Raw genomic sequence first — 12,584 nt, forward strand, 5'->3', positions numbered from 1 at the left:
AGTAAGTAAGGCTACCTTCTTAGAGGTAGCCTTACATTTTTATATTCACTATTTATAATGCAATTTGATTATAAGCAGCACTAATATGGTTACTTACATCCGAAGCAACTAGACTATGTGGATGAATATTCTCAATAGCTAAATCACCTGCTAATCCATGTAAATAGACTCCTACTATAGCGGCTTCTTTACTAGTGTAACCCTGCCCAAGTAAAGAGGTAATCATACCTGTCAAGGTATCTCCTACTCCAGCAGTAGCCATTCCCCAGTTACCTGATGAGTTAAAGTAGATCGTTTCGTCTGGTGCTATTGTTATCGTATGTGCTCCTTTTAATACAAAGATGACATTGTGCTTTTTAGCCAACTGTTTTACTTTATCAATCTTATCAAAGTCATTATCCCACTCACCGATAAGTCTTTTCAGTTCTTTTTCGTGTGGGGTTAAGATACTTTCTGCTGGAACTTTATCTAAACACTTCTGTTCACTAATAATATTAAGAGCATCTGCATCTATTACTAATTTCCTATCCTTATTCTCTTTTAAAAAACTGATTAATGCAGTAGCTGTATCTTTATGTAATCCTATACCACACCCTACTCCTACTGCATCATAATGTTCTACAGATGGAAATACTTTTATATAGTCTTCACTAGTACATGTATCACACATGACTTCAGGTATTCCTATCTGTACGATAGTATATCCGCAACTCGGTACATAAGCCGTCACGATTCCACTTCCTGTATGCATAGCAGCCTTACTTGCTAAAGTCACAGCTCCTATTTTTCCTTTACTTCCACCAATTAACATTACTCTACCAAAGTCATCCTTATTACTAAACTTAGTTCCTGATTTCACTAAGTTTTTCACTTTGTCCTGTTCTACGAAATAAGCATCTGACTTAGTACTCTCTATATAGTCTAGATCTAGCCCTATATCTAATATTTCTAGTTCTTTCACATATTCTTTAGCATCAGATAACAATAATGCTGTTTTTGGTAATTGGAATGTATAAACTACATCAGCCTTAAAAACAATAGCTTCTTTTGGTGTTGCCACATCTGCTAATAATCCTGAAGGCATATCTATAGAAACTCTCTCTAGACATGGAGTTTCATTTAGAAAGTCAAAGATAGGACGCCACTCTTCATCTAAAGGGCTATGTAATCCTATACCAAATAAAGCATCTACGATAACATCGTCTTTCTTTACTTTTAATTTACTCTTCGTATTAAACTTCTCTACATTGATATCTCTATCTTCTAATAGGTCTTGATTCTGAGCATTATCAGGACTATATTTCTTAGTTTGCACCAAGAATACCTTCACCATAGCTCCTCCTTCTTTTAATAATCTAGCTAAGGTTAATCCATCACCTCCATTATTTCCCGTTCCACAAAAAATAACAAATGATGTTTGATATAATTTATATCTAGTTTGCAACTTCTCAAAGACTTTAGTCGTTGCTCTCTCCATTAACTTAAATGAAGATATATATTGATTGGATACTGTCTCTTTATCCAATGCTTGCATTTGTGCTGTATTAAAAATTTTCATATTGCTACTTATAGTTAATCATCATGAGTAAAGGTAACAAATACAACTATTGAAAACTGAGCTATACACTACTATACCACCGAATTATCTAAGTGTGAAGAAACATATTGATTCTCACTTTGAGTAATACTAATTATATCAAAAAAATAACAAAACAATGATTATTTACTATAAAATCAACTAAATACTAAAAGCATAAAATAACACTTTTACTGTCAAACTATATTGTCTCTGTATATTTATGTTCAAATGTGATTTAGTATCTTTGAGTTTCTAAAAGGATATTTCAGATGAAACTATATATAAAAAACATGGTGTGTGAAAGGTGTAAAATGGCAGTAGATAATCTACTGACAGAAGCAAAATACACCCCTACTAAAATAGAACTAGGAGAAATAGAAATACAAGAAGACTTGAACTCTTCACAGCTAAAAGAGATTGAAGTTAAATTACAAAAGATTGGTTTTGAACTCCTAGACAATCAAAAAAGTAAAACAGTAGACAAAGTCAAAACAGTATTAATAGAATTAGTACAAAAACACAATGCTAATCTACAAATACCACTATCTGCTTATATAGCGGATAAAATGCAAATGGATTACCACGCTCTAAGCCTATTATTTTCGCAACTAGAATCTACTACTATAGAGCAATACTTTATTCAATTAAAAATAGAAAAGGTAAAAGAACTGTTAGTATATGACGAATTAAGCCTAAAAGAGATAACCTATCAATTAAATTATAGTAGTGTAGCTCACTTAAGCAAACAGTTTAAAAAAGTAACAGGTCTAACTCCTACTCATTTTAAAACTACTGGGGCAGAACGCCGCAAGGTTATTGATAAAATATAACAAAAAAGACGATTTGGTTAAATCGTCTTTTTTGTTCTTATAATTTTGCTTCTAGAGCCTCTTTAGCATGACTAAACCATTCGTCTTTAAGCATACTAAATATAGCAGTATCTCTACGTCTACCACTGTGGATAATGATTTCACTTCTCAATACTCCTTCTAACGTACAACCTACACTCTGAACAGCTACTTTACTTCTCTCATTCGTATTGTCTACTCTAAACTCTACTCTTTCCATCCCCATAACTTCAAAAGCATATTTAAACATCATATACTTACAATGCTTGTTTACTCCAGTTCCTTGAGTAAGCTTACTATACCAAGTATACCCTATTAATAGCGTCTTGTTCTTGTGATCAATATTATAAAATCGCGTAGAGCCAACATACTCTTCTGTCCTTTTATCAAAAACAATGAAAGGATACGCTTTACCCTTATTCCTATCTTCTATTGCCTGACTAATATAGTTCTTCATTCCATCAGCTCCTTCAACTCCCACAGTTGCATATTTCCATATTTCAGGCTCTTTAATTGCAAATCCTACTAAATCATTATAATTATATGCTTCTAGTGGTTTAAGAATGACGCGATCATCCATTAACACAATATCCTCCATATCCCTATGCTTTTTTTTCTTTTGAGATTTCAGTCACTAAAACATATCTGAAAGATGTTGCATCAGCAGGAGGATTAGCTATATCTATTCTCTTCACTTCTATTTTATACTCATATCCTTCTTCATAATTAAACCCCTCTATCTCTTGATACATTAACTCCCAAGGTGCATCCTCTTCTTCCTTGACCATCATACATTTTTTAGGGGCAATACCCGCACACTCATCCAGCTTAGAAGCTACATATAATACCTTCACCTCTTCAGAAGCATCTATTTCGGTTACTTCAGGCACATCATTATGCTCAACAGTACTATTTTCTCCTTGCTCTATATTTTTATCCTTACAAGAAATTAATACCCCTAAAGACATTATGGCTAATAAAACTATTTTTTTCATTCTTTATAATTTTCTAGTTTGGTAAAAATATAAATTTAAAACTCAATGAGTCGTTTTTACGTACTTAATTCTAGTATAAACAAAAAAAGCTTGCCCTATGCATAGGCAAGCTCTTCTATTATTTCACTGTCTAATAAAGCTAATTCAGCTCTAAGATTAGGTTGTTCTTTTAAAAATTCATTAACCCAAATCATTAGTTGTTCTAAATCATAAGGTAATAATGCATGCATTGCTTTTTCTAATTCTTTAGAAAACAAGGCCGAATCAAAACTGACATTCTTAAGTACAAGGGTAGTGTACTCTAACATCATACGTTTGTTCATAACTATTATTTTTTCTTTTTCTATGAACAAACTTACACACTTTCTGTTAAAACAAAAAACATAACACAAAACTTAACCTTAAAAGACATTTAATTACATAAAATTAATACTAGAATAACAAAAAAATAACCACAAAAAACCTAAAAAAGTACATTAGTGTTAATCTAAAATCGAATAAATAACTAATATTATTCATGATTAAATAAATATCTAATTGACAGTATATTTTCCTTCTTTGTCATTTTATGGAAGTAGATTATCCTTTATACCCGACTAACATCTCCCTTTTACCAGGAGGCCCAGGTACCTTCTCTATCACAAAACCAACTGCTTTCATTGCTCTTTTAATTGGTCCTCTGCATGCATAAGTAGCTATAACGCCTGTATCACCTAATGCGTCATAAACCTTCTGGAATATTTCTACAGACCATAAATCTGGTTGAAACTGATATCCAAAAACATCAAAATAAATAACATCAAAATAAGACTGATTGACTACTGCTTCTTCAAAGGTACTATGGATCTTATGCAACGTAAACTCTGCTGTAACCTCATGTGATACATCCCAAGTACACTGATGCATCTGTTTAAACAAGATATCATCTCCATCTCTGTCATATAAAGCACTAAAATCTAATGCTACGCTTTCTTGTTCTGTTACAGGAAAAGCTTCAATACTGTGATACTCTACTATTTTACCATTTCTTCTAGCCTCTACTAGTGTTAAAAAAGCATTTAGTCCTGTACCAAACCCCATTTCTAATACTTTCACAGTAGTTTTCTCTATCTTATCAAAACCTCTTTCTATATAGACATGTCTTGCCTCCTGAATAGCTCCATGAATTGAATGATATGTTTCTCCCCATTCTTCAATTTCAATAGATGTAGAGCCATCTGAAGTTGTCACTATTTTTCTTTTCACTGTATCAATAATTTTTTAATCCTAGGAATAGGCCCACCACACTTCTTTTGATGACATGTTAAACATGAGTTTATCATATCATTAAACTGTTGTACTTTATCATCTTCATTATCTTGATAGAGAATCTGTTCTAGCTTTAAATACTGCTCTGCCTGCTCAGTAAAAAACATATCTCTATCACTAGGATCTGTCATCTTAGCAGTAAGAATATCTCTATGTTTATCAGGTAAAGTTCCCAATTCTTTCTTTCCTTGCTCTATTTCTGCCTTTAAAAATGCTCCTTGAGCATACATCTCTTCCATAAGAGATGCCATCGGAGCCATATTATACATCTTAAAAGCAGTTGTATCTTTCACCACAGATTCTTTATTGTCTTCTATTTGTTTAGTTTCTTTTTTACAAGACAACAAAACTGAAAACACTAATAGAGCAAGACACAATATTGATTTATTTCTCACCTTCTATTACTTATCTTTATTAATTGCGATACCATCTGCTGTAAAAGCGTAAGTAACCTTAGGTTCTGTAATAGCTGCTATTTCTTCGTCAGACTTACCTGCATCTTTAGCATAGTGTTTTAATTCATCTACAGATACTACAGATATAAACGCTCTACCATCTACTATAACTTCATGTCCAGCGGCATTCATAGGCGCAAAGAATCCGTAATCTGTAAAACGAACAAATCCTTTTTTCTCACCTGGCAACTCTACATTCATCCAACAACCTTTCTTTTGACATACATCATTAATAGTTGTTTCAAATTGTACTTTTATAGTATCTCCTTCTTTTAATTCTTGGTATCTCTTAAGCATAGCTTCTTTAGAAAGAACATCTCCCATTACTACACTATCTCCAAAATATTCGTATGTCTTCTGTACATCTACTATAGTAGAATTATCCTTATTTTCATTTTTACAACCAGTCAAAATGAAAGCCATTATGCTTAAAGAAGCAATTATTCTTATCATGATAAAAAAATTAAGTATTCGGTAGACCAAAATTAAGTCAAAAAAATAAATCAAAAAGATTTAGTTTATATAAACATCTTTCATGGATTATTATAATTTCAGTAAATAATTTCGATTAAACAATATTTATCACGGCATTTTAGATAAAGTTCAACAAGAAACTATTTTTGAGTACTTTTTTTGATAATTTTGTAATGTGTTGCTTTTTTAATACATTGCAAGCATAAGTAAACAGACAATTAAAAAAACATTATAAGAAATGAGTTTAGAAACAAACAACCTTTTTTCTATTGAGAAAGTAGAAAAATCAAAAATAGCATCAGTTGACTTCGAAAACCTGAAGTTTGGTTCTGTATTTACTGACCACATGCTAGTATGCCACTACAAAGATGGTAAATGGGGACAAGTAGAAATCAAACCTTATGGACCAATGTCTTTTGCACCTTCAACAAATGTGTTCCACTATGGACAAGCTATCTTTGAAGGAATGAAAGCATACAAAGATGTAAATGAAGATGTATGGTTATTCCGTCCACGTGAAAACTGGGCTCGTTTCAACAAATCTGCAGAACGTATGGCTATGCCACATATCGACGAAGAAAGATTCGTAGATGGATTAAAAGCACTAATCAACCTTGATAGAGATTGGGTTAAACAAGGACAAGGAAATGCTTTATACATTCGTCCTTTTATGATCGGAACTCATGAAGGTGTAGTAGCTGGACCTTCTAGCGAGTTTATGTTCTGTATCATTTGTTCGCCTGCACGTACATACTACTCAGGAAAAGTAAAAGTTCAAATCGCTGAGCACTATAGCCGTGCTGCTAATGGTGGTGTTGGTTATACTAAATGTTCTGGTAACTATGCTGGACAATTCTACCCAACTAAATTAGCTCAAGAAGCAGGATACCAACAAGTAATCTGGACTGATGATGCTACTCATACTAAACTAGAAGAAGCAGGTACTATGAACGTATTCTTCAGAATTGGAGATACTTTAATCACAGCTCCTACTAGTGAGAGAATCTTAGATGGTGTGACTAGAAAAAGTTTGCTTGACATCGCTAAGAGCAAAGGAATTAATGTAGAAGTAAAATCTATCGTAGTTCAAGATTTACTAGATGCACATGCTAAAGGTGAATTAAAAGAAATCTTCGGAGCAGGAACTGCAGTTACAGTAGGACAAATCGAAGGATTTGCTTTCCAAGATAATTACTATGGATTACCAGAAGTGAGTGATGAGAACTCTTTTGCAATTCAATTAAAAACAGCTCTTCAAGGAATTCAACAAAAGAATATTGAAGATACTTTTGGATGGACAGAAAAAATCTAATCTAAAGTTTCTTTTATCATATTAAAAAACGGCAGTAATTCTGCCGTTTTTTTTATCTACAATCTAACTCTTTTGACTATTTTTGCTAAAAAATAATTATGTTTACACCTGGACAACTTAAGTTTGCTATATTTTTCATTATTGCTTTTACCATAGTAATGATTATCATGTATAGAAAAGATATAAAACTACACCGTATCTATTACAAAAATAGACTATGGGTCTTAGTTGCCTTTTTATCATTTATAGGTTCTTTATTTATTTTAAAAAACTTTTTGAAGTAATTCATATAGCTCTAAATTGTTATGAAAATTCTAAAGTATTTCTCTCTTTTACTACTATTAGCATTAGTTTCTCTTTTTGTATTCATACTTACTCAAAGTCCCGAATATAAAGTAGAGAGAACATTCACTGTGGATGCTCCTAAAGAAATAGTCTATAATTATATCAATGATTTAGACAATTGGACTGATTGGATGACTTCCCAAAAGTCTAATAATGGAACTTACCAAATAGAGTTAGAAAATTTAGGATCTTATCATATAAGAGCAGAATATAGCCATCCATACGATAGCTTATCTCAAGATATTTTAAATGACAATAAGATTTCAAATATTATTTGGAGATTAAAAGGTCAACAAAATAAAACACAAATTACTTTTACTTTTAATGGGACTTTAGACCTGCAAACAAAGTTTACTTCTTTTTTTAAAGGATCACCTAACCAAGTAGCTACTAATAGTCTTAACAAAAACATAGATGCTTTTATTGTTTACTTTATTAAACAGTATAAAGAATATGAAGTAAAACTAGATGCAGTCAAGTCAACTCCTAGTATCGAATACCTATACCTAGAAGCTTCTTCTTCTATAGGAACATTAAATGAAGACTTATTAGCCTTAAATAAGGACTTATCTGATTTTTGTTCTACTAACCAAATAGAAATAGCAGGAGATCCCTATTTGATATTGAACAATTCGAAAGCACAAAACACGCTTACTTATCGATTTGCCTTACCTATTAAAGGGAATATATACTTATACGAAGAAGAAAAGTATAAAATAGATAAACTTGATAAACAGAGTTATTTTGAATCAACACTAATCGGTTATTACACATTCTTACCAGAGGCAATGCGTAAGACAAGAACAGAGATTAGTGATAAAGAATTAAACATTCTACCTGATGAACCTATTATCTTACTGCTTAAGAAGTCTGTTATTGACTCTAGATTAGCAGCAGAATGGGAGACTATAATCAAAGTACCTATTGAGAAAAAAGAAGTTCCAATCCCTACTCCTGTTTATCAAAATAATACAAACAGTAACAATACTCATGAAGTAAATACTGAAACAGAAAACAAAGAGGAAATAACCAATTCTACTATATAAAAAAAGAGGCTTTAAAATAAAATTTAAAGCCTCTTTTTTTATCTTAATTCTGGATTATCTGCTATTATCTGTTTAGCTCTTTCTAAATCTTCTGGTGTATCTATTCCTATCCCTAAATGCTTTGTAATAGCCATTTTAATACGCTTACCATACTCTAAGTATCTTAGTTGCTCTAACTTCTCAGAAGCTTCTAAAAACTTCATTGGCAAAGTTGTAAACTCAAGCAAAGCTTCTTTTCTAAAAGCATATACCCCTATATGTTGATAATACTGTACTTTCACTTCCTTATCTCTAGGGTAAGGAATTACAGAACGAGAAAAGTATAGTGCTGTATTGGTATCATCCACAACTACTTTTACATTATTAGGATTCTCTATTGTAGCCCATTCATTAATTGGAGTCATTAAAGAAGCTAAATCTACTTGCTTAGCCTCATCTCTCTGAAATATATCAATTAGCTTTTCTAAATTCTCTTTACTAACAAAAGGCTCATCTCCTTGTACATTAATAACAATATCGGCCTCTATATCTTTTACAGCTTCTGCTATACGGTCACTCCCACTCTCGTGTTCTTTAACACTCATCACAGCTCTTCCTCCATGATGAATAATTTCATTGTAAATCAACTCTGAGTCTGTAGCTACAAATACATCATCAAAAAGCCCTGTTGCTAATGTTGCTTCATAAGTACGACGAATAATAGTTTTCCCTGCTAAATCTTTCATTAACTTTGCAGGAAAACGGGTAGATGCATATCGAGCTGGTATTACTGCTATAACTTTCATTCTAATCTTTTTTAGTATTCAAATATACTATCTTGTTATTAATAATAATTAGGTAATGCTAAACTATTTTATCTATCAGTCTTGAAGAAAATATTCATCTTGAAAACCTATTAAGTATAATTTATCTTTGGCACGAGTCATTGCTGTATATAACCATTTTACGTAATCTTCTGTTATTCCATCAGGCAAATAAGGTTGTTCAATAAATACCGTCTCCCACTGACCACCTTGTGACTTATGACACGTAATGGCATATGCAAACTTAACCTGCAAAGCATTAAAATATTCATTCTCTTTTAATTTCTGCATTTTTCGGTACTTTGTTATCTCATCTTCATAATCTAACAACACTTCATTATACAGTTTGTTCATCTGATCATAAGTAAGAGCAGGTGACTCACTAGTCAGAGTATCTAAAAATATCATAGTATCAAAAGGAGCCATATCAGGGTAATCAATCATTCTAATTCGTACAGAAGCAAATCTAAACCCATACAACTCTATTGTTCTATAGATTTGTAAAACTTCAATAATATCACCATTTGCTATAAAATCAGTTACAGTAGAGTCTTTAAGCCAAAAGTAATTATTCTTCACAACCATCAATAAGTCACCTGCTGATATCTCGCTATCCTTATCTAGAATACGAGCTCTGATCTGCTGATTATATGCATTCGCACGTTTATTAGAACGCACAATGAAAGTAGTCTCTTCTGGCCCACTGTTTGAATATGATGAATAAATAGCATCCTGAATATCATAACCATCTATTAGGCGAATAATATCTTTAAACCCTTGTAATTGAAACTGAAAAGTATCTGCAAAATAAGATCCAATAGCTAAACGCAATTCTGTTGCATTATATAGAATTCCTGAATCAACTTCTTGTCGCATTACTTCATCTAATTCTATATGTTGAATATCCATATCATAATTAAATCGAAGCTGGTCTATATCTAATGCTGGACTAATATTCATTCCTACTGGAGGTAACTGAGCTGTATCCCCTATTAAAATCAACTTACAATTAAAACCTGAATACACATAATAAACTAAATCGTCTAACAATGATCCATGTGGATACATAGAGGTATCTCCTGCACTAGCATCTCCTATCATAGACGCCTCATCTACAATAAATATCGTATTTCGATTTCTATTATGTCGCATAGTATATTGAAAAGTACCTCCTGCCTTACTAGGCTTAGGATAGTAGATATTTTTATGAATAGTAAAGGCAGAACGATTAGAATAATTACTAATCACCTTAGCTGCACGTCCTGTAGGAGCAAGCATTACAGAGAACTTGTTAACACTTCTCAACTCATTAACTACTGTAGATAACAATGTAGTTTTACCAGTACCCGCATATCCTTTTAATACAAACAATTCATCTTGTGTGTTATTTGTAACAAAATCAGCAATCTTCTGAAGAAAAATATCTTGCTTTAAAGTTAAATCATAAGGAAATTTCTGACGGAGTAGTTTATAAAACTGTTGACCTATCATAGTTGTATATTCTTTTTTATCTATTGTATGCCAAAGATACTAAGCTTTTTATCCCTCGACTAGAAGATTGCAATAAAAAAGTGTAATTTTGCATGTATTCGAAATTCATATTTTAAACTCACGATGTCAAAGAATTACCATAAACTTTTAATACAAGTTTCTTTAAATAAATTCTCTTTTGCTATTAAAGACAAATTAGCACATGAGATTATTCACTTTGCATCTGAAGCTATTTCTCAAACTAAATCTATAGAGGAACAATTAGATAAAATTTTTCAAAAGCATACAGAATTAACAGAAAGATACGATGAAGTAATTGTACTACATGATAATACACTTAATACATTTATCCCAAGAGAACTATTCAATGAAGATTCTATGGGGTATTATCTACAGTATTCAACAAAAGTGTTTTCTACAGACTTCTTTGCTTTTGATGAATTAGAAAGTAGTGCTATTAATAATGTTTATATTCCTTATGTCAATATCAATAATTATTTAATTGATAAATTTGGAAGCTTTACTTACCACAACATTAATACGTTACTAGTAGAGATTTTACTAAAAAAGTCAAGTAAAAATACTAAAAAAGAAGTTTATGCTTTTTTACAAAAAGATCATTTTGAATTAGTAGTAGTCAGTAATGGAGAATTACTTTTTTTTAATTCATTTCAATGCCAGACTGCACAAGACTTTATTTATTACATCTTGTTTACTTATGAACAATTAGAATTAAATACTGAGTCAAACCCACTCTACTTGATTGGAAGAGTAGATACGGACGACTCTTATTATGAACAAGCATATACCTACATTCGAGAAGTCAATGTAGTAGATAATAATTTTTTTATCAGTGATGATCTTTTATTACATCACCAAGTACCTAAACAATATTACATTTTATTCCATTCATGAGAATTATATCAGGAAAACTAAAAGGAAGACGTATTTCGCCCCCTAAAAACCTACCTGTCCGTCCTACAACGGATATGAGTAAAGAATCTCTATTTAATATTCTAAATAATCACTTTAATTTTAGTGAACTAACCATATTAGACTTATTCGCAGGTACAGGAAACATCAGTTATGAATTTGCTTCTAGAGGAGCAGAATCTATCGTTAGTGTAGATGGCGATATGGGATGCGTTAACTTTATTAAGAAAACAGCAAAAGAACTAGATCTTAATATTATCCCACTAAAGTCTGACGTATTTAAATTTATAGAGAAGCACCAAGCTTCCTATGATATCGTTTTTGCTGATCCTCCTTATGATTTTACCCAAGAACAATTTGAGAAAATACTAAAGGATATTTTTGAGAAAGGACTTGTCGATGAACAAGGTATGGTTGTTATAGAACACTCTAAGTTCACAAAAATGGATCATTTAGAACATTTCTCTTTTGAAAAAAACTATGGTGGTTCTGTATTTACCTTCTTTGAATACGAATTAGAAGATGAGGATAATGAAGACGATGATGAATAAATATCATACTAACATATAAAAAAAGGACTATTATCTAAGATAATAGTCCTTTTTTTTGTATCTAATAGATACAAAAAATAAAGAGTAAACCTATAAGCCGGATTCTGTAAGTACCGAAGTACCCCCTTATCATTTATCCCGGCTATCAATTACTCGATAGCTCTATCTGCCTACCCCTAAAGCATCGGGCGGGCACCCTCAAACGCTAAATATACATGACATTTCACCGCATAGAGTTTACCTGGTTTCACTACAGCATTACCTGTACATACTTTCTGTTGCACTTGTCCTCTTGGCAAGCCAAGGATGGGTGTTACCCATTATGCCTCCCTATGGTGTCCAGACTTTCCTCTATTTTCATTACTGAAAGTAGCGATAAGGCAGTTTACTCTCTGCAAAAGTAATTCATTTCTTACAACACAAAAAATTATTTACTAGTATTAT

Annotated in this window: 15 protein-coding genes and 1 other RNA gene; 6 read left to right on the top strand and 10 right to left on the bottom strand. The window is 31.9% G+C overall.

All coding sequences use genetic code 11. The features are described from left to right. Positions 1-52 precede the first annotated feature (52 nt). Positions 53-1,558 (bottom strand): bifunctional ADP-dependent NAD(P)H-hydrate dehydratase/NAD(P)H-hydrate epimerase, encoded by a 1,506-nt coding sequence (locus E0Z07_RS17270; protein ID WP_058699704.1) that lies wholly within the window; start codon positions 1,556-1,558, stop codon positions 53-55. 290 nt (positions 1,559-1,848) lie between these two features. On the opposite strand from E0Z07_RS17270, the gene E0Z07_RS17275 reads away from it, so the two are divergent. Beyond that, positions 1,849-2,409 (top strand): helix-turn-helix domain-containing protein, encoded by a 561-nt coding sequence (locus tag E0Z07_RS17275; RefSeq protein WP_006258473.1) that lies wholly within the window; start codon positions 1,849-1,851, stop codon positions 2,407-2,409. Between the two features lie 37 nt (positions 2,410-2,446). Here the strand turns inward: E0Z07_RS17275 and E0Z07_RS17280 are convergent, their stop codons facing one another. The 6 genes from E0Z07_RS17280 to E0Z07_RS17305 form a co-directional block, all read right to left on the bottom strand. Next, on the bottom strand, positions 2,447-3,025 hold the full coding sequence (locus tag E0Z07_RS17280; protein WP_058699703.1) for a GNAT family N-acetyltransferase: 579 nt from the start codon (positions 3,023-3,025) through the stop codon (positions 2,447-2,449). A gap of 4 nt (positions 3,026-3,029) precedes the next feature. After that, a complete protein-coding gene (locus E0Z07_RS17285) occupies positions 3,030-3,422 on the bottom strand; it encodes a DUF4377 domain-containing protein (RefSeq protein WP_006258475.1) in 393 nt (130 codons plus the stop codon). 95 nt (positions 3,423-3,517) lie between these two features. Next, complete coding sequence (locus E0Z07_RS17290; RefSeq protein ID WP_006258477.1) at positions 3,518-3,745, bottom strand: hypothetical protein; 228 nt, start codon at positions 3,743-3,745, stop codon at positions 3,518-3,520. Positions 3,746-4,001: 256 nt separating this feature from the next. After that, positions 4,002-4,667 carry a tRNA (5-methylaminomethyl-2-thiouridine)(34)-methyltransferase MnmD gene (gene mnmD / locus E0Z07_RS17295; protein ID WP_006258479.1) on the bottom strand — a complete coding sequence of 222 codons (666 nt, stop codon included), beginning with the start codon at positions 4,665-4,667 and terminating at the stop codon, positions 4,002-4,004. Further along, a complete protein-coding gene (locus tag E0Z07_RS17300) occupies positions 4,664-5,125 on the bottom strand; it encodes a hypothetical protein (protein WP_230486169.1) in 462 nt (153 codons plus the stop codon). Before E0Z07_RS17300 ends, mnmD begins: the two co-directional genes overlap by 4 nt. 6 nt (positions 5,126-5,131) lie before the next feature. Beyond that, positions 5,132-5,608: a DUF4920 domain-containing protein gene (locus E0Z07_RS17305; RefSeq protein WP_006258482.1), complete on the bottom strand. Its 477-nt coding sequence runs from the start codon at positions 5,606-5,608 to the stop codon at positions 5,132-5,134. Between the two features lie 289 nt (positions 5,609-5,897). On the opposite strand from E0Z07_RS17305, the gene E0Z07_RS17310 reads away from it, so the two are divergent. From E0Z07_RS17310 to E0Z07_RS17320, 3 genes are all read left to right on the top strand, one after another. Beyond that, positions 5,898-6,971, top strand: coding sequence for a branched-chain amino acid aminotransferase (locus E0Z07_RS17310; RefSeq protein WP_006258483.1), 1,074 nt, complete (start codon positions 5,898-5,900; stop codon positions 6,969-6,971). Between the two features lie 98 nt (positions 6,972-7,069). After that, entirely contained in the window at positions 7,070-7,255 is a 186-nt protein-coding gene (locus E0Z07_RS18370) for a hypothetical protein (RefSeq protein ID WP_006258484.1), read from the top strand. A 21-nt stretch (positions 7,256-7,276) separates the two neighbouring features. After that, a complete protein-coding gene (locus tag E0Z07_RS17320) occupies positions 7,277-8,362 on the top strand; it encodes an SRPBCC family protein (protein ID WP_006258485.1) in 1,086 nt (361 codons plus the stop codon). A 38-nt stretch (positions 8,363-8,400) separates the two neighbouring features. Here E0Z07_RS17320 and kdsB read toward each other — a convergent pair whose 3' ends face one another. After that, the gene (gene kdsB, locus E0Z07_RS17325) at positions 8,401-9,147 is read right to left on the bottom strand and encodes a 3-deoxy-manno-octulosonate cytidylyltransferase (protein WP_131541045.1); all 747 of its coding nucleotides are present in this window, start codon (positions 9,145-9,147) and stop codon (positions 8,401-8,403) included. 75 nt (positions 9,148-9,222) lie between these two features. Further along, positions 9,223-10,656 carry an ATP-dependent DNA helicase gene (locus E0Z07_RS17330; protein ID WP_131541046.1) on the bottom strand — a complete coding sequence of 478 codons (1,434 nt, stop codon included), beginning with the start codon at positions 10,654-10,656 and terminating at the stop codon, positions 9,223-9,225. Between the two features lie 123 nt (positions 10,657-10,779). Here E0Z07_RS17330 and E0Z07_RS17335 point away from each other — a divergent pair, with 123 nt between their 5' ends. Next, positions 10,780-11,571: a DUF3822 family protein gene (locus tag E0Z07_RS17335; protein ID WP_131541047.1), complete on the top strand. Its 792-nt coding sequence runs from the start codon at positions 10,780-10,782 to the stop codon at positions 11,569-11,571. Continuing rightward, entirely contained in the window at positions 11,568-12,140 is a 573-nt protein-coding gene (locus tag E0Z07_RS17340; protein WP_025125806.1) for an RsmD family RNA methyltransferase, read from the top strand. The genes E0Z07_RS17335 and E0Z07_RS17340 overlap by 4 nt, the downstream gene beginning before the upstream one ends. A gap of 77 nt (positions 12,141-12,217) precedes the next feature. Here E0Z07_RS17340 and rnpB read toward each other — a convergent pair. Continuing rightward, positions 12,218-12,532, bottom strand: an RNA gene (gene rnpB / locus E0Z07_RS17345) — RNase P RNA component class A. Between the last annotated feature and the right edge of the window lie 52 nt (positions 12,533-12,584).

Source organism: Myroides odoratimimus (assembly GCF_004337635.1).
GTDB lineage: Bacteria > Bacteroidota > Bacteroidia > Flavobacteriales > Flavobacteriaceae > Flavobacterium > Flavobacterium odoratimimum.

Bases quoted from the DNA above. Each gene is read 5' to 3' on its own strand.
- E0Z07_RS17270 (WP_058699704.1), bottom strand. From the start codon at position 1,558: ATGAAAATTTTTAATACAGCACAAATGCAAGCATTGGATAAAGAGACA.
- E0Z07_RS17275 (WP_006258473.1), top strand. From the start codon at position 1,849: ATGAAACTATATATAAAAAACATGGTGTGTGAAAGGTGTAAAATGGCA.
- E0Z07_RS17280 (WP_058699703.1), bottom strand. From the start codon at position 3,025: ATGGAGGATATTGTGTTAATGGATGATCGCGTCATTCTTAAACCACTA.
- E0Z07_RS17285 (WP_006258475.1), bottom strand. From the start codon at position 3,422: ATGAAAAAAATAGTTTTATTAGCCATAATGTCTTTAGGGGTATTAATT.
- E0Z07_RS17290 (WP_006258477.1), bottom strand. From the start codon at position 3,745: ATGAACAAACGTATGATGTTAGAGTACACTACCCTTGTACTTAAGAAT.
- E0Z07_RS17305 (WP_006258482.1), bottom strand. From the start codon at position 5,608: ATGGCTTTCATTTTGACTGGTTGTAAAAATGAAAATAAGGATAATTCT.
- E0Z07_RS17310 (WP_006258483.1), top strand. From the start codon at position 5,898: ATGAGTTTAGAAACAAACAACCTTTTTTCTATTGAGAAAGTAGAAAAA.
- E0Z07_RS18370 (WP_006258484.1), top strand. From the start codon at position 7,070: ATGTTTACACCTGGACAACTTAAGTTTGCTATATTTTTCATTATTGCT.
- E0Z07_RS17320 (WP_006258485.1), top strand. From the start codon at position 7,277: ATGAAAATTCTAAAGTATTTCTCTCTTTTACTACTATTAGCATTAGTT.
- kdsB (WP_131541045.1), bottom strand. From the start codon at position 9,147: ATGAAAGTTATAGCAGTAATACCAGCTCGATATGCATCTACCCGTTTT.
- E0Z07_RS17330 (WP_131541046.1), bottom strand. From the start codon at position 10,656: ATGATAGGTCAACAGTTTTATAAACTACTCCGTCAGAAATTTCCTTAT.
- E0Z07_RS17335 (WP_131541047.1), top strand. From the start codon at position 10,780: ATGTCAAAGAATTACCATAAACTTTTAATACAAGTTTCTTTAAATAAA.
- E0Z07_RS17340 (WP_025125806.1), top strand. From the start codon at position 11,568: ATGAGAATTATATCAGGAAAACTAAAAGGAAGACGTATTTCGCCCCCT.